At 63.0% G+C, this 18,967-nt stretch carries 19 protein-coding genes and 1 pseudogene; 10 read left to right on the top strand and 10 right to left on the bottom strand.

The genetic code is table 11. From position 1 onward, the window contains the following. Positions 1-385: 385 nt before the first annotated feature. The 4 genes and pseudogenes from JHX88_RS22440 to prfA all read right to left on the bottom strand — a co-directional run. Positions 386-670: pseudogene (locus JHX88_RS22440) on the bottom strand (DUF4167 domain-containing protein); the annotation flags it as partial. Between the two features lie 42 nt (positions 671-712). Then, positions 713-904, bottom strand: a complete 192-nt coding sequence (locus tag JHX88_RS07110; RefSeq protein ID WP_141225875.1) for a hypothetical protein — start codon at positions 902-904, stop codon at positions 713-715. Positions 905-924: 20 nt separating this feature from the next. After that, a complete protein-coding gene (gene prmC / locus JHX88_RS07105) occupies positions 925-1,776 on the bottom strand; it encodes a peptide chain release factor N(5)-glutamine methyltransferase (RefSeq protein ID WP_076527135.1) in 852 nt (283 codons plus the stop codon). Next, positions 1,773-2,825, bottom strand: coding sequence for a peptide chain release factor 1 (gene prfA / locus JHX88_RS07100; protein ID WP_076527136.1), 1,053 nt, complete (start codon positions 2,823-2,825; stop codon positions 1,773-1,775). The genes prmC and prfA overlap by 4 nt, the downstream gene beginning before the upstream one ends. Positions 2,826-3,069: 244 nt before the next feature. Here prfA and rpsF point away from each other — a divergent pair, with 244 nt between their 5' ends. The 5 genes from rpsF (at position 3,070) to JHX88_RS07075 (ending at position 5,823) form a co-directional block, all read left to right on the top strand. Further along, entirely contained in the window at positions 3,070-3,432 is a 363-nt protein-coding gene (gene rpsF / locus JHX88_RS07095; protein WP_076527137.1) for a 30S ribosomal protein S6, read from the top strand. Between the two features lie 13 nt (positions 3,433-3,445). Continuing rightward, complete coding sequence (gene rpsR / locus JHX88_RS07090; protein ID WP_076527138.1) at positions 3,446-3,673, top strand: 30S ribosomal protein S18; 228 nt, start codon at positions 3,446-3,448, stop codon at positions 3,671-3,673. Positions 3,674-3,683: 10 nt separating this feature from the next. Next, a complete protein-coding gene (gene rplI / locus JHX88_RS07085) occupies positions 3,684-4,280 on the top strand; it encodes a 50S ribosomal protein L9 (RefSeq protein WP_076527139.1) in 597 nt (198 codons plus the stop codon). Between the two features lie 362 nt (positions 4,281-4,642). Continuing rightward, positions 4,643-5,260, top strand: coding sequence for a MarC family protein (locus JHX88_RS07080; protein ID WP_076527140.1), 618 nt, complete (start codon positions 4,643-4,645; stop codon positions 5,258-5,260). Then, positions 5,260-5,823, top strand: a complete 564-nt coding sequence (locus JHX88_RS07075) for a retropepsin-like aspartic protease family protein (RefSeq protein WP_076527141.1) — start codon at positions 5,260-5,262, stop codon at positions 5,821-5,823. Before JHX88_RS07080 ends, JHX88_RS07075 begins: the two co-directional genes overlap by 1 nt. Positions 5,824-5,854: 31 nt before the next feature. On the opposite strand, the gene JHX88_RS07070 is transcribed toward JHX88_RS07075, so the two are convergent. The 4 genes from JHX88_RS07070 to hmgA all read right to left on the bottom strand — a co-directional run bounded on the left by JHX88_RS07070 (position 5,855) and on the right by hmgA (position 10,891). Next, positions 5,855-7,480, bottom strand: coding sequence for a BCCT family transporter (locus JHX88_RS07070; RefSeq protein WP_076527142.1), 1,626 nt, complete (start codon positions 7,478-7,480; stop codon positions 5,855-5,857). A 131-nt stretch (positions 7,481-7,611) separates the two neighbouring features. Next, complete coding sequence (gene maiA / locus JHX88_RS07065) at positions 7,612-8,256, bottom strand: maleylacetoacetate isomerase (RefSeq protein ID WP_076527143.1); 645 nt, start codon at positions 8,254-8,256, stop codon at positions 7,612-7,614. A gap of 3 nt (positions 8,257-8,259) precedes the next feature. Beyond that, complete coding sequence (fahA, locus tag JHX88_RS07060; RefSeq protein ID WP_076527144.1) at positions 8,260-9,477, bottom strand: fumarylacetoacetase; 1,218 nt, start codon at positions 9,475-9,477, stop codon at positions 8,260-8,262. 46 nt (positions 9,478-9,523) lie between these two features. Beyond that, positions 9,524-10,891, bottom strand: a complete 1,368-nt coding sequence (gene hmgA, locus JHX88_RS07055; RefSeq protein ID WP_076527145.1) for a homogentisate 1,2-dioxygenase — start codon at positions 10,889-10,891, stop codon at positions 9,524-9,526. 178 nt (positions 10,892-11,069) lie between these two features. On the opposite strand from hmgA, the gene JHX88_RS07050 reads away from it, so the two are divergent. Then, complete coding sequence (locus tag JHX88_RS07050; protein WP_272848207.1) at positions 11,070-11,417, top strand: TraR/DksA family transcriptional regulator; 348 nt, start codon at positions 11,070-11,072, stop codon at positions 11,415-11,417. A gap of 5 nt (positions 11,418-11,422) precedes the next feature. Here the strand turns inward: JHX88_RS07050 and JHX88_RS07045 are convergent, their stop codons facing one another. Further along, positions 11,423-12,751 (bottom strand): MFS transporter, encoded by a 1,329-nt coding sequence (locus tag JHX88_RS07045; RefSeq protein ID WP_141225876.1) that lies wholly within the window; start codon positions 12,749-12,751, stop codon positions 11,423-11,425. 133 nt (positions 12,752-12,884) lie between these two features. Between JHX88_RS07045 and JHX88_RS07040 the strand changes: the two genes are divergently transcribed. From JHX88_RS07040 to JHX88_RS07025, 4 genes are all read left to right on the top strand, one after another. Further along, positions 12,885-13,325: a MarR family winged helix-turn-helix transcriptional regulator gene (locus JHX88_RS07040; protein WP_076527148.1), complete on the top strand. Its 441-nt coding sequence runs from the start codon at positions 12,885-12,887 to the stop codon at positions 13,323-13,325. A gap of 157 nt (positions 13,326-13,482) precedes the next feature. Further along, the gene (tkt, locus tag JHX88_RS07035; protein WP_076527149.1) at positions 13,483-15,510 is read left to right on the top strand and encodes a transketolase; all 2,028 of its coding nucleotides are present in this window, start codon (positions 13,483-13,485) and stop codon (positions 15,508-15,510) included. A gap of 82 nt (positions 15,511-15,592) precedes the next feature. Continuing rightward, the gene (locus tag JHX88_RS07030; RefSeq protein ID WP_272848206.1) at positions 15,593-16,519 is read left to right on the top strand and encodes a DMT family transporter; all 927 of its coding nucleotides are present in this window, start codon (positions 15,593-15,595) and stop codon (positions 16,517-16,519) included. Continuing rightward, a complete protein-coding gene (locus tag JHX88_RS07025; protein ID WP_076527150.1) occupies positions 16,516-17,388 on the top strand; it encodes a lysophospholipid acyltransferase family protein in 873 nt (290 codons plus the stop codon). Before JHX88_RS07030 ends, JHX88_RS07025 begins: the two co-directional genes overlap by 4 nt. 50 nt (positions 17,389-17,438) lie before the next feature. On the opposite strand, the gene JHX88_RS07020 is transcribed toward JHX88_RS07025, so the two are convergent. Beyond that, on the bottom strand, positions 17,439-18,851 hold the full coding sequence (locus JHX88_RS07020) for a class II 3-deoxy-7-phosphoheptulonate synthase (RefSeq protein WP_076527151.1): 1,413 nt from the start codon (positions 18,849-18,851) through the stop codon (positions 17,439-17,441). Positions 18,852-18,967 lie beyond the last annotated feature (116 nt).

Genomic DNA, 18,967 nt, shown 5'->3' with positions numbered 1-18,967 from the left:
CTGGTTTTGGTTGTTCCGTCTTCTCGGCAACGGGTTCGCGGCGTGGACGACCCCGGCGAGCCGGGGCCGGCTTGTCGGCAGCGGCCGGCTGATCCTCCGTCTGAGGCTTCTCTGTCCGAGGTTTCTCCGCCTCTTGCGTCGAGCCGGGCGTTGCCGAGGTTTTCACGTCATTTTCAGCGTGATCCCGGCCATTGCGCGGCGGTGAATTGGTGTCACGGGCAAAACTGTTGTCGCGACCGGAATCGCGCTGCGCATTGTCCCGCCCGCCATTATCGCGTCCACCAGTGTCTCTTCCACTGTTGTCGCGGTTACCATTATCGCGGCCACCGTTGTTATCACGTCCGCCATTGTCGCGGTCGTCATCGGCATTCTGGCGATGATGCGGATTCTGATTTTGCTGATATTGCTGCTGCCGCTCGGCCATCTCGCGCTGAGCTTCACTCAGCATCCGCGTGTAGTGCTCCGCATGCTGAAAAAAGCTCTGCTCTGCCACGCGATCATGCGAAAGCTGCGCATCGCGCGCCAGCGTCAGATACTTGTCGATGATCTGTTGCGGTGTGCCACGTACCTTGCCCTCGGGACCCGAGCTGTCAAAGACACGATTTACGATATTCCCCAGCGAACGCTGACGATTAGACTTGTTGCGCGAACGTGATTTCGATGATCTCATCAGTTTGTCTGTCTGTGGTTCCAGTTGGGTCTGGACAACGTTTCAGGCGGCGTCCGCGGCGAAATCCGCGCCCTGCCGTTCAGCCTTGTCCTGCTCTGTCGCTGTGCGCGAGGCGCAGCTTGTCTTTTCGGCATTGTCAGGCTGACCAGTGCGGTGGCCTTTCGGCCCCGGCACGCCGCTGACTAACCATGCGAGGCGGGTCATGACAAGGGAAAAGTTGTGACTTTTATCCATTTCCCCTCAAAAACCGCCCTTCAACTGCCAAAACGGGCCAAAACGACACGGTCTCGCCCGTCCAGATCGGGAATCAGGCGGGTTTCTGCACCCTGCCTGCGAAAAATTGTCGCAACCGCCGCGCCCTGTGTCGAACCTATCTCGACCAGGACATGCCCACCCGGTGTCAGGTGCTCCGCCGCCCCTGCCGCAATGGCACGATAGGCCGTCAGGCCGTCCGCGCCGTCCGTCAGTGCCTGATATGGCTCCCACTCGCGCAGTTCGGGCGCAAGCCCGGCCATTTCCTCAAGCGCGATATAAGGCGGGTTGGAGACGATCAGGTCATAGCGCCCGGTCACGCCGTCATACCAGTCCGCAGCGATCAGCTGCGCGGTCACTCCAATGACTTGGGCATTCTCGCGCGCCACGTCAAGCGCCGCCGGGGAAATCTCGGTTCCGGTTCCCGCGCGACCGGGGCGCTCTGCAAGCAGGGAAATCAGGATCGCCCCGGTCCCTGTGCCCATGTCCAGTACATTGCGCCAAGGCAGCTCCAGCGCCGCCTCGACCAGCGTTTCGGTTTCCGGGCGCGGGTCCAGCGTGTCGCTCGTCACGCGGAATTCATGCTTCCAGAAGGCCCGCCTGCCGATGATCTGGCTGACCGGACGGCGTGCGACACGGGCATCGATGGCGCGCGTGAATGCGGCCTCGAGATCCGGCGAAACCTGATCTTTCAGATATTGCGCCAGATGATGCCGCTTGACCCTTGCGCCAAGAACCTCGCCCAGCACATGCATGAATAGCAGGGAGGCGTCGCGGTAAGCATCCTCGACCCCCGCACCCTCCAGCCGTTCCTGCGCGGCAAGGCATAGCTCTTTCCCGGTCGGCGGGCTCATCCGTCCGCCGCCAGACGCGCGGCCTGGTCGTAAGAGGTCAACGCATCGATGATCTCGCCCAGGTCGCCCTGCATGACCTTGTCCAGCGCATAGAGTGTCAGGTTAATCCGGTGATCGGTCATCCTGCCCTGCGGGAAATTATAGGTGCGGATGCGTTCGCTGCGATCGCCGCTGCCGACCTGGCTTTTGCGATCCGCCGCCCGCGCGTCATCGGCGCGCTGCCGTTCCATGTCGTAAAGGCGTGCCCGCAGCACCGCCATTGCGTTGGCCCGGTTCTGGTGTTGGGATTTCTCGGAAGACATCACCACGATTCCCGTCGGGATATGGGTGATCCGCACCGCCGAGTCGGTGGTGTTCACATGCTGCCCCCCCGCACCCGAGGCTCGCATGGTGTCGATACGGATATCGTTCGCGGGAATGTCGATATCAACATCCTCCGCCTCGGGTAGGACGGCGACCGTCGCGGCGCTGGTATGGATACGCCCGCCCGATTCGGTCTCGGGCACGCGTTGCACGCGATGCACCCCGGATTCGTATTTCAGCCGGGCGAAGACGCCATCGCCCTCGATCCGGGCTGTGGCCTCCTTGACGCCACCAAGCTCGGTCTCGCTATATTCCAGCAACTGGAACGACCAGCCCTGCGCCTCGGCATAGCGGCGATACATCGCCAGCAGGTCGCCCGCGAACAGGGCGGCTTCGTCGCCCCCGGTGCCGGGCCGGATCTCGATGATCGCGGGACGGGCATCGGCGGCATCCTTGGGCAACAGGGCGATGCGCAGGTTCTGCTCCAGCTCGGGCAGTTCCTCGCGCAGTTGCGCCAGTTCGTCCTCGGCCAGTTCCCGCATTTCGGGATCGCTCAGCATGGCCTCGGCCTCGGCCATCTGGTCACGCGCCTCCCGCCAATGGGCGATCTGCTCGACCACTGGTTTCAGTTCGGCATATTCCCGGCTGATCCGGGCAATCTCAGCGGGATCGGCACCGGCATTCAGCTGCGCCTCGAGAAACTCGAAGCGTTGGGTGATCTGGGCAAGGCGGTCTTCAGGAAGCATGAACGGGGATTACCCCCACCGCGTCCAGCCGTAAAGCGCGATCAGCTTCATCGACGATCGTGCCATGGCACTGGCCGCAACCGCGAGATGCCCACCGTAGCGGCGAATCACCTTGCACTCGCAGCATCTGCCGCTATAAGTCCCCATCCTTCCGCCGAGACACATGCAACCGGCGCAGTCTCTCGTGGCGGGTGCGGAAGGGAAGACCCGCCTATGAAATGCGCCCGAAAATGAAAGGATCGCCATGCCTCTGTATGAGCATGTGCTGATCGCCCGCCAGGACCTGTCGAACACGCAGGCCGAAGGGCTGATCGAACATTTCTCGACCGTACTCGCCGATAATGGCGGCAAGGTCGTGGATCACGAATATTGGGGTGTCCGCACCCTCGCCTACAAGATCAACAAGAACCGCAAGGGCCATTACGCCTTCCTGCGCACCGAGTCGCCCTCGGCTGCCGTGCAGGAGATGGAGCGTCTTGCCCGTCTGCATGACGACGTGATGCGCGTGATGACCATCCGCGTGGACGAGCACCAGGAAGGCCCCTCGGTGCAGATGCAGAAACGCGAAGAGCGTGGCGATCGCCGCGAACGCCGCGAGCGGAACTGAGAGGATCTGAACAATGGCAAGCAAACCGTTTTTCCGCCGCCGCAAGGTCTGCCCCTTCTCGGGCGACAACGCGCCGACTATCGACTACAAGGACACCCGTCTGCTGCAGCGCTATATCAGCGAACGCGGCAAGATCGTGCCCTCGCGCATCACCGCCGTCTCGGCCAAGAAGCAGCGTGAACTGGCCCGCGCCATCAAGCGCGCCCGCTTCCTCGCCCTGCTTCCCTATGCCGTGAAGTAAGGAGGATATCATGCAAGTCATCCTGCTGGAACGTGTGGCCAAGCTGGGCCAGATGGGCGAGGTCGTGGACGTCAAGCACGGCTATGCCCGCAACTTCCTGCTGCCCCAGGGCAAAGCGCTGCGCGCCTCGGAAGCCAACATCGCGGCATTCGAGGAACGCAAGGTCCAACTCGAGGCGCGTAACGCCGAGAGCAAGGCCGAAGCACAGAAAGTCGCCAACAAGCTGGACGGCCAGACCTTCGTGGTCATCCGTTCCGCATCGGATTCGGGCGCGCTTTACGGCTCCGTCTCGACCCGCGACGCGGCCGATGCAGCGACCGAGGCCGGCTATTCCGTCGATCGCAAGCAACTGGTTCTCGGCCAGCCGATCAAGAACCTGGGCCTGCACGATGTCACCGTCGTGCTGCACCCCGAGGTCGAGGCCGTGATCTCGCTGAACGTCGCGCGCTCGAAGGAAGAAGCCGAGCTTCAGGCTCAGGGCAAGTCGATCCAGGACCTGGCCGCCGAAGCCGATGCCGAAGCCGAATTCGAGATCGCCGAACTGTTCGACGATATCGGCGGCGCCTCCTCGGACGAGGACGGCGAGGCAGTGGACAACCGGGAATAACCCTTCCGGTTTTGCCAGGAATATTCGAACCGCGCCGGTAAATCGGCGCGGTTTTTCTATGGCCGGGGATCAGATTCCGAGGCCAGGTGCCTGTTTTCGAAGATTTTTCTTGTATCGGCGGCCGGTTGATCTCGACCGTTTCAGGCCACTCGACCGCAAGGCAAATGCCGTGATTAAGCCAATTTCACGCGAGAGCGTGCCGCGTAGAATCGGAAATACCGGGCATTTGCGTCCCGCGATGACCGGGGCGCTGCCCCGGACCCCGGGATATTTGGATGAAGAAGAAGTGACAGGAGCCAATCTGCACAGGCGCAACTCGCTCTAGCGCTTGGCATGTCCTGTTGGCCGGGTGATAAGGGGGCATGGATCTGTCGCTTTACATCACCGCCTTCGTCACGCTCTTCGTGGTCATCGACCCTGTCGGGCTGGCGCCGATCTTCATCGCCCTGACGCCAAAGATGAACGCGACCGAACGGGGCCGCATCGGCCTGCGCGCCGTCGTCATATCCGCGATCCTGCTGACGCTGTTCGGGCTGACGGGCAAGGCGATCCTGTCCGGCATCGGCATCTCGCTTCCCGCCTTTCGCATCGCGGGCGGGATATTGCTGTTCCTGACCGCGCTGGACATGCTGTTCGAGCGGCGAACCGAACGGCGCGAGGGGCAGAATATCGACGATCAGCCCGAGAACGACCCCTCGGTCTTTCCCTTGTCGACACCGCTTTTGGCCGGTCCCGGATCGCTGGCGACGATGATCCTGCTGGTCGGGCAGGAAACCGGGGTGCTGCATGTCGTGATGGTGCATCTGGTGATGCTGGCGGTCCTGGCAATCGCGCTCGCGCTGTTCCACCTGGCCACGCCGCTGGCCCGCGCGCTCGGCCGCACTGGCACGATGGTGGTCACGCGCCTGCTCGGCATGTTGCTGGCGGCGCTGTCGATCCAGTTCGTGATCGACGGGCTGCAGGGCACGGGGTTGTTCTGATGCTGGGCGAGGATTGGGCGCAACTGATCTATTACGGCCTGCTTCTGATATTCATCGGCGGCGCGCTGTTGTTCGAGCTGTCGGGGCGCGGCAGCCAGGGGCTACGGCAGATCATGCTCTGGGGCGTCATCTTCGCAGGCGCCACCTTCGCCGCGAATCTCTGGCTCGACCGGGGCACACAGCAGGTCATCTCCGGGGGCCGGGTCGAGATCCCGGTCAGCCGCGACAACCATTTCTACCTGACCGCCGAACTGAACGGCACACCGGTGCGCTTCGTCGTCGATACCGGCGCCACCTCTATCGCGCTCGGTGCCGAGGACGCGCGCAGGATCGGCATCGACCCCGAGGATCTCGCCTATATCGGCACAGCGCGGACGGCGAATGGCACCGTCCGGACCGCCAATGTCACCATCGAGGAATTCGCCATAGGCGATATCGTCGATCGCAATGTCCCCGCCACGGTGATCGGCGGCGAGTTGGACGGCTCGCTTCTCGGCATGTCCTATCTGCGGCGCTTCGCCCGGGTCAGCTTCGAAGGCGACCTGATGGTGCTGGAGCGCTGAAACATCAGCGCTCCACAGGACCTCTACCGTCTCATCGCGGCTCGCTCTGCAATGCCCGGAAGATCGTGTAGCACATCAGCAGCATCACGACCGAGAACGGAATCCCCGTCGCGGTCACCCCGGCCTGCAGGGCCTCCAGCCCACCGCCGATCAGCAGCACGATGGCGATCAGCCCCTCGATCGTGGCCCAGAACAACCGCTGAGGTTTCGGCGCGTCGGTCTTGCCCCCGGCGGTAATCGTATCGACCACCAGCGAACCGGAATCGGATGACGTGACAAAGAAGATCAGCGCCAGGATGATGGCGATGGTCGAGACGATCCCGGTGAAGGGCAATTCGTTCAGCATCCCGAACAGCGACAATTCGGGGCTGTAATTGTCGATCACGTATTCCTTGACCAGGCTGGCATCGGGATTGGCGAAAAGCTGATCAATGGCCACGCCGCCAAACACGCCCATCCAGATGAAGATCGTCATGCTGGGAATCAGCAGCACGCAGATCACGAATTCACGGATCGAGCGGCCCCGCGATACACGGGCGATGAACATGCCCACGAAGGGCGCCCAGCTGACCCACCACGCCCAGTAGAACGCCGTCCATCCCTCGCGAAAGGCGTCATCGGTCCGGCCGAATGGAGCCGACATCGGGATGAATTCCTCGACATAGGTGACGAGCCCGGTCCAGAACCCGTTCAGCCCCGCAAGCGTCGGTCCGACGAACAGCACGAAGAGAAAGAACAGCAGCGCCATGATCATGTTGATCTCGGACAGTTTCTTCACCCCGCCATCGAGACCGCGCCAGACCGAGACCAGCGCCACCATCGTCACCAGGACGATGACGATCACCTGCGTGGTGATGCTGATCTCCAGCCCATAGACGAAATTCATCCCGGCATTGGCCTGCTGTGCGCCCAGCCCAAGCGAGGTGGCCAGCCCGAACAGCGTCGAGAAGACCGCGAGGATATCGATGACATGACCCCACCAGCCCCAGATCCGCTCTCCGAGGATCGGGTAGAAGGCCGAGCGGATCGAGAAGGGCAGCCCCTTGTTATAGGTGAAAAGCCCGAGCGCCAGCGCCATCACCACATAGACGGCCCAGCCATGTATGCCCCAATGCAGATAGGTTCCGGCGATGCCCATCGCCCGCGCCCGCTCGATTGCCTCCGTGTTGATCGTGCCATCCTCGCCAAAGGGCGAGGGCGTGCCAAGCGGCGATGACACCGCCATGTGATAGACCGGCTCCAGCACCCCGAAGAACAGCAGCCCGATCCCGATCCCGGCGGCAAACAGCATCGAGAACCAGGACAGGTAGCTGTATTCCGGCCGCGCCTCCTTGCCGCCCAGCCTGATCGAGCCATAGGGCGTGAAGATCAGCACCACGCAGAACAGGATGAAGAAATCGACCACGATCATGAAATACCAGTCGAGCGTACCCGTCGCGAAGCCGACAATGGCCTTGAAGATCTCGCCCGCGGTGCCCGGAAAAAGCAAGGTCAGCAGGATGAACAGCATGGCGGTCAGCGACGAAACGACAAAGACCGGATTGTGAATGTCGAAGCCGAACGGGCCTACCTGCCCCTCGATATTGTCCTGGCCGATCGTGAAGTCGGTATCCAGCGCACCTTCCAGCGGCGGAACCGGATCGCTTGGATTACTCATATCCCCCTCCCTGCGTAATATTGTTTCAGCCAGTCTAGCGGACAGATTTGACCAAACAACCCGGGCTCGTGCGGTGTTCTTACAACAAATGGGGCAATTTCACCTCAATTTGGCCCGAATATTCCCGTTTTTCAGGGTGGAGACACGCTCTCCGGATGCGCTGCAACAAATGCAGACAGGGCTGCACAATTGCCCTGCACCGCCGTGATCCGCGGCAAATCGTCAAAACCGACGCCCCACCGGGTCGCGTTGTAAAGCTGCGGGATCAGTGCACAATCGGCCAATCCCGGCTGATCGCCATGACAGAAACGCCCGCTCCAGCCCGGATGATCCAGCATCGCCTCGACCGCAACCAGCCCCCGGCAGATATTGTCGCGGTTCCATTCCGCGCGCGCCTCGGCACCCGCCAGCTCTTCGATCCGCGTCAGGACGGAACTGTTCGAAACCGGATGAATCTCGCAGGCGATCGCCAGCGCGATGGCCCGCACATGGGCACGCCCTGCCGCATCCGAGGGCAAAAGCGGTGGTTCGGGCCGAGTCTGGTCCAGGTACTCCAGGATCGCCAGCGATTGCGTCAGCACCAGCCCGTCGATTTCCAGGACCGGCACAAGGGCTTGCGGGTTGATCCTGCGATGCGCCTCCTCGCGATGCGCGCCCTTGAGCAGATCGACCGAGACCCGCTCATGCGCGATGCCCTTCAACCCCAGACCGATCCGCACCCGGTAAGAGGCCGAAGAACGCCAGTAATCATGCAGCACGACCCGATGATGTCCCATGACCTACTCCGTCGCCGGCAGGATCTGCCCGGTGCAGGGGCCGAAGCCGACCCGGTATCCCTGCCCCTCGGCAAAGGCGAACAGCCCGACCTCGTCGCCATCCTCGAGAAAACGCCGCTCCTGCCCATTCACCGTCACGGGGGTCTTGCCGCCCCCGGTCATCTCCAGCAGCGCCCCGGTCTGGTCCCGCTCCGGTCCCGAGATCGTCCCCGAGCCCAGCAAATCACCCACCCGCATTGGACAGCCCGAGCTGCTATGATGCGCCAGTTGCTGGGCGCTGGAATAATACATGACGTTGTAATTGGTCTGCACCATCTTCTGGCCGTTCAGGCTCCAGCCCACGGTCATGTCGTAGAATCCGGGCTGTTCCTCGCGCAGATAGGGCAGCAGTGGGTTCACCCGCTCGGCCCCTTCGCAGCGGAACGGTTCCAGCGCGGCCTGCGTCACGATCCAGGGGCTGATCGTGGTGCCAAGCGCCTTTGCCTGGAACGGTCCGAGCGGCTGGTATTCCCATGCCTGGACATCCCGCGCCGACCAGTCGTTCAGCAGCACATAGCCAAAGATCATCCGCTCGGCCTCGGCCACGCTGACCCGCTCGCCCAGTTCGCTGTCACCGCCGACCACGGCACCCAGTTCCAGCTCCAGGTCCAGGCGGCGGCAGGGCGACCAGACCGGCCCCTCCTCTCCCCTGAGTTGCCCCATCGGGCGGCGGATCGGCGTGCCCGACACCACCACGGACGAGGCCCGCCCGTTATAGCCGATCGGCATATGCGTCCATTGCGCAGGCAGCGCGTTCTCCGGCCCTCGAAACAGCACGCCGACATTGAAGGCATGGTTCTTCGAGGCATAGAAATCGGTGAATTCGCTCACCCGGATCGGCATATGCAGCCGCGCATCCGCCATCGCCACCAGCGGCAGGGACCTGTCTCCATCCTCGGCCAGCAATTCCGTCAACCGGGCGCGGATTTCATCCCACTTCGCCCGCCCCTGCGCGATGAACCCGTTCAGCTGCGGCAAGCCGAAGGCCCCTTCCGCATCGATCAGCCCACGCGCCTCGCAAACGGCCAGATCGACGATCCGATCCCCGATGGCCACCCCGCAGCGCGGCGCCTCGTCACCGATGGAAAACACCCCGTAGGGCAGGTTCTGAACGGGAAAATCGCATCCTTCCTCATTGGCACTCGCCAGCCACGACCGCATTCCGCTCCCCTTCTTCTTCATGCAAATATCCCGCGGGGGCTCCGGGGGCGCGAAGCCCCCGGCTTTCTCATTTCACCCCCGGCGTGCCATCGAATTTCTTCTCAAGCCGGTTCCAGACCTCGATATACTCCTTCTGCATCGGAGCCTCTTTCGCAGCGAATTCAGTCAGATGTTGCGGAAAGCGAGTCTCGAACATGAAGGACATGGTCTGGTCCAGCTTCTCGGGCTTCAACTCGGCATTCGACGCGCCCTCGAAAGCGTCTCGGTCGGGGCCATGGGGCAGCATGCAATTATGCAGGCTCATCCCGCCCGGCGCGAAGCCCTGCGGTTTGGCGTCATAGATGCCATAGATATTGCCCATCAGCTCGGACATGATGTTCTTGTGATACCATGGCGGGCGGAAGGAATGCTCGGCCACCATCCAGCGCTCGCGGAACAGCACGAAATCGATATTCGCCGTCCCTTCCTGCCCCGAAGGCGCGGTCAGCACCGTGAAGATCGACGGATCGGGATGATCGAACAGGATTGCGCCGACCGGAGAATATGTCCGTAAATCATATTTATACGGGCAATAGTTACCGTGCCACGCGACCACGTCCAGCGGGCTGTGATCGATGATCGTCTCGTGGAACTGCCCGCACCATTTGATGACCACGCGGGATTGCACATCCCTGTCCTCGAAAGCTGCTACCGGGCATTTGAAATCGCGCGGATTAGCGAGGCAGTTCGCCCCGATCGGACCCCGGTTCGGCAGATCGAATTTCTGTCCGTAATTCTCGCAGACGAAACCGCGGCACGGCCCCTCCAGCACTTCGACCCGGTAAACCAGCCCGCGCGGAATGATGGCGATCTCTCTTGGCTCCAGCTCGATCACGCCCAGCTCGGTACAGAAACGCAGCCGCCCCTCTTGTGGAACGATCAGTAATTCGCTGTCGGCGGAGTAGAAATACTCGTCCTGCATGGAACGCGTGACAAGATAGATATGGCTCGCCATCCCGACCTGGATATTCACATCCCCCGCCGTGGTCATGCTGCGCATGCCGGTGATCCATGTCAGGTCCTCGTCCTCCGCAGGCATCGGCACCGGATCCCACCGGTATTGCCCAAGGCTGGTGACGGTTGGCAGCACATGCGGCGCGGTCTTCCAGTAAGGGACATCGATTGCCCGAAATTCGCCGGTATGCCGGACCGAGGGTCGGATGCGATAGCACCATGTCCGCTCGTTCTGGCCGCGCGGCGCGGTGAAGGCAGTGCCGGAAAGCTGCTCGGCATAAAGCCCATACGCGCATTTCTGGGGCGAGTTCTGCCCCTGCGGCAGCGCCCCCTCCAGCGCCTCGGTTTCGAAATCATTGCCAAAGCCCGGCATATAGCCCTGATGCGTACCGATCGTGCCCGCCGAACGGGTCATGCCATTGGACAGCTCATGCTTCGCCATCTTCACCCTCCATCGCAACAACTGATCATTGCTGTTGCAACGAAACTATCGTTGCTGATGCAATGATGTCAAGCCCGGGGCACAACCCGTTCCCGCCGCTGGATTATCGACCGTCAAATGCATATCTTTTCACAAGGCGTCGATGTTCCAGGCGGCGACCGGAGGGGGGAGGATTTTATTGAAACCGGATGAAATACAGGACCATTTCAAGCCACTCCTGCATCAAGAGCTGATCCGGCTACGCGCTGAATCCGAAGAAACGGCCGAGTCGCGCAGGCCAGTCGAACTCGATCAGCAAAGCGTCGGCCGGTTGTCGCGCATGGATGCGATGCAGAATCAGGCCATGGCCAGCGCTGTCGAAGCGCGCCGCGGCCAACGCATCCGCGCCATCGAGGCCGCCCTGTCACGCATGGCAGAGGGCGAATTCGGCTATTGCGAGGAATGCGGAGAGCCGATCCCCTTCGCGCGGCTCGAACTCGACCCGACTTACGGCTGCTGCGTTGCCTGTCGCAGCGGACGGGGCTGATCGGCCTAGGATCGGGCTTCCGCAAGATCGCCGTTCAGGCGCCGCAGGATCAGCCAGCAAAACCCCACCATCGCAAAGCACCATAGCGACATGAACCGGCTCTGCACCGGCAGGTCCACGCCGTGATCGATCAGCACCCCGGTAATCCCCGGCCCGATCGCGGTCGAGATCACCATGATGGTCGTCGCCAGTGACCGGATCGCCCCCAGATGCACCGTCCCGTAAAGCACCGGGAACAGCACTCCCCAGAGCGAACTGGCGATCCCGAGCGTCATGCCAAGCGAGCCAAGCACGACATACCAGGTCGCGACATGGCTGGCCGACCCAAGCAGAGCGACGCCGAACCCCATCGGGATCAGCAAGACTGGCAGCAATCGCTGCGGACCGACCTGATCCGCCGCCCATCCCGTCGCGAAAGCCGCGATCACCGACGAGATCCCGAATGCCGTGTATCCCGGAGCCATCTCGACCAGGCTCCAGCCCTTGACCGCGGCGACATGAGCCTGGTGAAAATAGATCACCGTGCTGATGAAACCGGGGGTCAGCAGGATCGGCAGCAAGGCGGGCAGCAACCAGTGCCGCACCGCATCGCTCCGCCGCCATTGCCGCCCCATCAGTCCCGGACGTGGCGTCTGGTCCGCATGTCCCGCGGGCGACCTGCCCTCGGAAAGCAAGACCAACAAGGCCGGCGTCACGACCAGCAAAAGAACCGCCGCCACCGCGATCCATGTCTGCCGCCAGCCAAGTGCTCCGATCATCAGCACGGCAAGCAGCGGGATGACGATCTCTCCCGCAGGATGCCCCAATGCGGCAATCGACACGGCCTGACCCCGCCTTGCCTCGAACCACCGGCCCATTGCGGTCATGGCGATATGGGTGAACATGCCCTGCCCGCAAAAGCGCAGCAGGAACAACACGATCCCCAGCATCCAGACCGATTGCACGGCAGCCATCCCCAGGGCGGCACAGGCAAAGATGATGGTCATGACCGGGGTCAGCCGCGACAGCCCGACCGTATCGGCCACCGATCCCCGCAGGAACATCAGCGCGGCAGCGCTCAGCGTCGCACCGGTATAAAGGCCGCCCCAACTGCCATCGGTCAGCGCATATTCGGCCTTGATGAAATCGGCAAAGAGCGAGATGAACCATGTCTGCCCGAAAGCCGATGCGAATGTCAGAAGAAACCCGACGCCGAGCCAGCGGATATTCGTATGAAAAAAGTTCAGCATCGGATCGGGCCATGTCTTCGACCGGACCAGCCCTGCCCTCGGCAGGTCAGATTGTCCGGCACTGTTCCAGGTCTGTGCGGTAAACGGAACACGGCAGGCAATCACATCTGCCAAGCTCCCGCAGATTGATTGCACAGGCGACACCCGGCTGCAAGACACGGGCCTGCATGGCAGCCGATAGATATTCTTGTTGCTCTTGCAACGTTTTTTTGATGATCTGCCGCAAAAGGAGAGCCCGATGCCGTTCAATCTGGATGAGTTCCTGCCCTATCGCCTGAATGTCGCGGCCACCCAGATCAGCCGCCGCTTCGCCGCATTGCATCAAGAGCGCTCGGGCCTGTCGATCCCGGAATGGCGGGTGATGGCGCATCTGGCCAATGAGGGCGCGGTGAGCGTGCGCGATATCCACAAGCGGGTTAATCTGGACAAATCCATCGTCAGCAGGGCGGCGTCGCGGATGGAAAGCGTGGGATTGCTGCGCAAATCCGGCCACGAGACGGACCGCCGCCTGATCGCGCTCGAACTGACCGGAAAGGGCCATGACCTGATGCAGGATCTCGGTCGCATCGCCGATGTATTCCAGGCTGAACTCCGGGCAGAGCTGGGCAAGGACGCGGCAAGTTTCGAGGCTGGACTGGATCGGCTCATCGCCAATGGCGCAACCGAAGAGCAACCCTGATCACGAAACGATTTCTGGCGGGGTCAGGGTGCGAATGGCCACCATAGTCGCGCTTATACAGCCGGGATAATTGCGCACATACAGGCGACGCCCGACTTGCAACCGGCCCGTGTTAACCCTACCAAGCAACAAAGCGACCCAGACCCGAAGGACCACCATGGATCTCGATGCCCGCCGCAAAGCCGACCCCGATCACTGGAAACTGGCCAGCGCCATCCGCGTGCTGGCGATGGACGCGGTCGAGGCCGCGAAATCCGGCCATCCCGGCATGCCGATGGGCATGGCCGATGTGGCCACAGTGCTGTTCCGCAATCACCTGAAATTCGACGCCTCCGCGCCGCATTGGTTCGACCGCGACCGGTTCGTGCTGTCGGCGGGTCATGGCTCGATGCTGCTCTACTCGCTGCTGCACCTGACCGGCTACCAGCAGATGACCATCGAGCAGATCAAGCATTTCCGGCAACTGGGCTCGATCACCGCGGGCCACCCTGAATACGGACATGCCGAGGGGATCGAAACGACGACCGGCCCGCTTGGGCAAGGCATCTCGACCGCCGTCGGCATGGCCATGGCCGAAGAGGCGATGCGCGCCGAATTCGGCGCCGAGCTCTGCGATCACCGGACGTGGGTCATCGTCGGCGATGGCTGTCTGATGGAAGGCATCAGCCAAGAGGCCGTCGGCCTGGCCGGTAACCAGCAACTGGGCCGTCTGATCGTGCTGTGGGACAATAACGACATCACCATCGATGGCCGCGTCAGCCTGTCGGACAAGACCGACCAGATGGCGCGCCTTGCCGCATCGGGCTGGCGGGTGCTCGAATGCGACGGCCATGACGCCGCCGATATCGACCGCGCCCTGACCGAGGCCGCCAAGGATGACGGCCGCCCGGTCCTGGTCTCGTGCAAGACGATCATCGGCTTCGGCGCACCGACGAAATCCGACAGCGCCAAGGCCCATGGTGCGCCGCTTGGCGCCGAAGAGATCGCCGCAACCCGAAAGGCCTATGGCTGGGACAGTGAGACCGCCTTCGAGATTCCCGAGGGCATCGCCGCAAGCTGGCGCGAGATCGGCGCTCGGGGCGCAGCCGCGCGCAAGGAATGGCAATCCCGTGTCGATGCGCTCAGCTCGAATCCCCGCGACGATTTCGCACGCCGGATCGGCAACGAGGTCAACCCGCAGCTCGCCCAGACCATCCGCGAGATGAAGCAGAAAACCTCGGAAGAGCAGCCCAAGCTCGCCACCCGCAAGGCCAGCGAGAACGTGCTCGCGGCACTGAACCCGGTGATGCCCGAGAATTTCGGCGGCTCGGCGGACCTGACCGGATCGAACAACACCCTGACGCCCGAGATGGGTATCTTCAACGCCGGGAACCGGCTTGGCCGCTACATCCATTACGGCATCCGCGAACATGGCATGGCCGCCGCGATGAACGGCATCTGGCTGCACGGCGGTTTCCGCCCCTATGGCGGCACCTTCCTGACTTTCACCGATTACGCGCGCGGCGCAATGCGGCTGTCGGCGCTGATGGGCCTGCCGGTGACCTATGTCATGACCCATGACAGCATCGGCCTGGGCGAGGACGGCCCGACCCACCAGCCGGTCGAGCATCTGGCCATCTGCCGCGCCACGCCAAATACCATCACCCTTCGCCCCTGCGATCAGGTCGAAACCGCGGAAGCCTGGGAAATCGCCCTGTCGCACGATACTGCGCCCTCGGTCATGGCGTTGTCGCGGCAGAACCTGCCAACGCTCCGGAGCAATCACCAGGACGAGAACCTGTCGCTGAAGGGCGCCTATGTGCTGCGCGAAGCATCTGGCGGCAAGCCCGCCGTGGTACTGATGGCCACCGGATCGGAAGTCGAGATCGCCGTCGCCGCCCGCGAGACGCTGGAGGCCGAGGGCACCCCGACCCGCGTCGTCTCGGTCCCCTCGATGGAACTGTTCCGCGCCCAATCCCAGGCCTATCGCGAAGAGGTTCTGCCGGGCGGCACCGTCCGCATCGCCATCGAGGCCGCCATCCGCCAGCCCTGGGACTGGCTGCTATTGGGCGAGCGCGGGCGCGAGGAGAAATCCGCCTTCATCGGCATGGAGAGCTTCGGCGCTTCGGCCCCTGCACCGGCGCTCTACAAGGAGTTCGGAATCACCGCGGAGGCCGTGACTGAGCGCGCAAAGGCGCTGTTGTGACAAGGATTCTTGCCTCCGGCGGGGATATTTTCATGAAGAAGAAGCAGCCGGGCATCTGTCCGGCTGTTTCGGTGCACGGCTGATGCAAGTCCTGGCGCGGGCCTTTGCTCTGATGGGGCGCGAGCGGGACGGGCTACGCCGTCCTGCGGCGGGTGGAAACGCGGCCGGGATAGCCCTGCTCCTGGGGGCGATCCTTGGATTCACCCTGATGGACGCCACCGCGAAATTCCTGACGCAGCATTATCACCCGGCGCAGGTGGTCTGGGCACGTTTCGTCGGCAATATCCTGATTTTTACTGCCATTTTCCGAGGGCGCATATTCGGCCTGCTGCGAACGCGGCAACCGGGATTGCAGGCAGGCCGGGCCCTGATGCAGCTTGGCTCGGTGGGGCTGTTCTTCACCTCGTTGCAATATATCGGGTTGGCCGAGGCGACCGCGATCATGGATCTGAACCCGGTGCTGATCACCTTGGGCGCCGCGCTGTTCCTGGGTGAAAGGATCGGACCGCGCAGGGTGACGGGGATCGCGGCGGCGATGATCGGAGCATTCATCATTATCCGCCCCGGATTGGGTGTTTTCCAGCCTGCCGCGCTCCTGCCGCTGGCCGGGGCCTTCACCTTTGCCATGGGCGCCTTGCTGACACGCATGGTGCGCAGCGATTCGGTCGAAACCTCGGTCATGTGGTCGGCGGTGTTCGGCACTGTCGCGACCTCTGCGATCGTGCCCTTCATCTGGCAGCCGATCGATCCCGCGCATTGGTGGGTTTTCCTGCTGCTGGCCTTTTTCGGCACGCTCAGCCAGTGGCTTCTGGTCCGCGCCTTCTCCACCGCCGAGGCCGGGGTGCTGGCGCCCTTCGGTTATACCGGGCTGATCTGGGCCGGGTTGTGGGGCCTGCTGTTCTTCGGCCAGTTTCCAGACCGCTGGACCATCCTTGGGGCAGCCATTATCGTGGGCGCAGGTCTCTATGTCTGGTCGCGCGAAGCCCGTGCGGCGCGAAAGGATCAATGAGCGAAGATGACAGATTACCGCTGAGCGACCGGCTCGCGAATGGCGCCTTTCTAGCGGTCATGGGGCTGGTGCGGCTGCTGCCATATGAGCGGCGCATCCCCGCCATGGGCTGGCTGTTCTCGCATCTGCTGGCACCGGTCGCGGGCTGGCGGCGTCGGATTCGTGACAACCTGGCATTGGCAAGGCCCGATTTGACCGGCAAGGAGGTCGAGGCATTGGTGCGCGCGGTGCCAAGCAATGCCGGCCGCTCGGTGGCCGAGATCTATTCGGGCGAGGAATTCACCCGCCGCATCCGCGAGGCCGATCCGCTGGAAGGGCCGGGCCTGTCCGCGCTGGAAGCCGCCTTCGAGGCGGGACGGCCAGTCATCATCGGCTGCGCCCATTTCGGCAATTACGACGCCATGCGCACGGCGCTGGCCAGTCGCGGCTGGCCGGTCGGCGCGCTATATAGGCCGATGAATAACGAGGCCTTCAACCGCCACTATATCCCGGCGATCACCGCCATCGCAGAGCCGCTCTTTCCGCGCGGGCGGGCCGGGCTGGCGGCGATGCTGCGCTTCCTGAAAGGAGGCGGCTGGCTTGCCCTCGGCTTCGACCAGCATGACCGGCACGCGCCCGAGCTGGAATTCTTCGGTCTGCCAAGCAGGACCGTTCTGACCCCGGCCGAACTGGCGATCCGCTATGACGCGTTGATCCTGCCGGTGCATGGCATCCGCCAACCCGACGGGCTGTCCTTTCGCGTCCATGTGGGTGAACCGGTCGAACATGGTGAACCCGCCGCGATGATGCAGGCGCTGAATGACGATCTCGAGGCGCTGGTGCGCCGCCATATGGAACAATGGTTCTGGGTTCACCGGCGTTGGAAATGAAAAAGGCAGCCCCGATGGCCGCCTTTTCCCGTTAACAATGCAACATTTGCTCAGCCGACCTTGACGCCGTTTGACGGAGCCGCTGCCGCCTCGCGGCGGGCGCGCAACTCCTCGGCCACCAGGAAGGCCAGTTCCAGCGACTGGCTGGCATTCAGGCGCGGATCGCAGGCGGTGTGATAGCGGTCGGACAGATCCTCGTCCGTCACCGCGCGCACGCCCCCGGTGCATTCGGTCACGTCGCGGCCGGTCATCTCGAAATGCACGCCGCCGGGAATGGTGCCCTCGGCGCCATGGATCGCGAAGAACTCGCGCACCTCGCGCAGCACGGAATCGAATGGCCGGGTCTTGTAGCCCGAGGCCGATTTGATCGTGTTGCCATGCATCGGATCGCAATGCCAGACGACCTTCGCCCCCTCTTCCTGCACCACCTTGATCAATTGTGGCAGGTGATCCCCGACCTTGCCCGCACCGAAACGCGAGATCAGCGTCAGCCGCCCCGCCTCGTTCTCGGGGTTCAGCTTGGCGAGAAGCAGCTTGAGATCCTCGCTCGTCATGCTTGGGCCGCATTTCAGACCGATCGGGTTATGCACGCCGCGGCAGAATTCCACATGCGCGCCATCGGGCTGACGGGTGCGGTCGCCGATCCAGATCATGTGACCCGATCCCGCAACCGTCACCCCGGTCGTCGCATCGACACGCGCCAGTGCCTCTTCATATTCCAGCAGCAGCGCCTCGTGGCTGGTGTAGAAATCCACCTTGCTCAACTGATGAGCGGTGTCGGAATTCACGCCCGCTGCCTGCATGAAGGCCATCGCGTCGCGGATACGGTCGGCGATATCGCGGTATTTCGCCGCCTCTGGCCCGCCGACGAAATCGGCGATCCAGTTCTGGACCAGGTGCATGTCGGCATAGCCGCCGGTCGAATAGGCCCGCAGCAGGTTCAGCGATGACGCCGCCTGCGTATAGGCAGCCAGCATCCGGCCCGGATCGGGAACCCGCGCCTCGGAGGTGAAGTCGAAACCGTTGATGATATCGCCGCGATAGCTGGGCAGCTCGACGCCATCCACCGTCTCGGTCGGGGCGCTGCGGGGCTTGGCGAACTGGCCCGCCATGCGTCCGACCTTGACCACCGGAAGCTGCGCGCCCCAGGTCAGCACCACCGCCATTTGCAGCATCACCTTGAAGGTGTCACGGATATTGTCGGCGCTGAACTCGGCAAAGCTCTCGGCGCAATCGCCGCCCTGCAGCAGGAAGGCGCGGCCTTCCGACACTTCGGCAAGCTGCGCGCGCAGGCGCAGCGCCTCGCCCGCGAAAACCAGCGGCGGGTAACGGCGAAGCTGCTCCTCTGCCACCGCCAACGCGGCGGCATCGGTATAATCCGGCATCTGCACGCGCGGATAGGCGCGCCAGCCAGCCTTGTCCCAGTTCTGGGCAGCGGCGGGTTTGCGATTCTCCTGCGTCATGGCACATGCTCCTTGAAAGACTGTCGGGCCGATATAATCGCTTCGCCCCCTCAGGGAAAGAGCACATTGCCTCGCAAACACGAAGCGAGTACCATGAGAGGCGAGATTTTCGGATC

The organism is Paracoccus saliphilus, assembly GCF_028553805.1.
Classification (GTDB): domain Bacteria; phylum Pseudomonadota; class Alphaproteobacteria; order Rhodobacterales; family Rhodobacteraceae; genus Paracoccus; species Paracoccus saliphilus.
The sequence above is the reverse complement of the archived record's forward strand: the minus strand, read 5'-3'. Positions and strand labels throughout refer to the sequence as shown.

Coding starts and splice junctions, on each gene's coding strand:
- maiA (WP_076527143.1), bottom strand. CDS start 8,256: ATGGGACATCATCGGGTCGTGCTGCATGATTACTGGCGTTCTTCGGCC.
- JHX88_RS07070 (WP_076527142.1), bottom strand. CDS start 7,480: ATGAGTAATCCAAGCGATCCGGTTCCGCCGCTGGAAGGTGCGCTGGAT.
- rplI (WP_076527139.1), top strand. CDS start 3,684: ATGCAAGTCATCCTGCTGGAACGTGTGGCCAAGCTGGGCCAGATGGGC.
- JHX88_RS07040 (WP_076527148.1), top strand. CDS start 12,885: ATGCCGTTCAATCTGGATGAGTTCCTGCCCTATCGCCTGAATGTCGCG.
- prmC (WP_076527135.1), bottom strand. CDS start 1,776: ATGAGCCCGCCGACCGGGAAAGAGCTATGCCTTGCCGCGCAGGAACGG.
- JHX88_RS07030 (WP_272848206.1), top strand. CDS start 15,593: ATGCAAGTCCTGGCGCGGGCCTTTGCTCTGATGGGGCGCGAGCGGGAC.
- hmgA (WP_076527145.1), bottom strand. CDS start 10,891: ATGGCGAAGCATGAGCTGTCCAATGGCATGACCCGTTCGGCGGGCACG.
- fahA (WP_076527144.1), bottom strand. CDS start 9,477: ATGAAGAAGAAGGGGAGCGGAATGCGGTCGTGGCTGGCGAGTGCCAAT.
- JHX88_RS07020 (WP_076527151.1), bottom strand. CDS start 18,851: ATGACGCAGGAGAATCGCAAACCCGCCGCTGCCCAGAACTGGGACAAG.
- prfA (WP_076527136.1), bottom strand. CDS start 2,825: ATGCTTCCTGAAGACCGCCTTGCCCAGATCACCCAACGCTTCGAGTTT.
- rpsF (WP_076527137.1), top strand. CDS start 3,070: ATGCCTCTGTATGAGCATGTGCTGATCGCCCGCCAGGACCTGTCGAAC.
- JHX88_RS07080 (WP_076527140.1), top strand. CDS start 4,643: ATGGATCTGTCGCTTTACATCACCGCCTTCGTCACGCTCTTCGTGGTC.
- JHX88_RS07075 (WP_076527141.1), top strand. CDS start 5,260: ATGCTGGGCGAGGATTGGGCGCAACTGATCTATTACGGCCTGCTTCTG.
- JHX88_RS07025 (WP_076527150.1), top strand. CDS start 16,516: ATGAGCGAAGATGACAGATTACCGCTGAGCGACCGGCTCGCGAATGGC.
- rpsR (WP_076527138.1), top strand. CDS start 3,446: ATGGCAAGCAAACCGTTTTTCCGCCGCCGCAAGGTCTGCCCCTTCTCG.
- tkt (WP_076527149.1), top strand. CDS start 13,483: ATGGATCTCGATGCCCGCCGCAAAGCCGACCCCGATCACTGGAAACTG.
- JHX88_RS07110 (WP_141225875.1), bottom strand. CDS start 904: ATGGATAAAAGTCACAACTTTTCCCTTGTCATGACCCGCCTCGCATGG.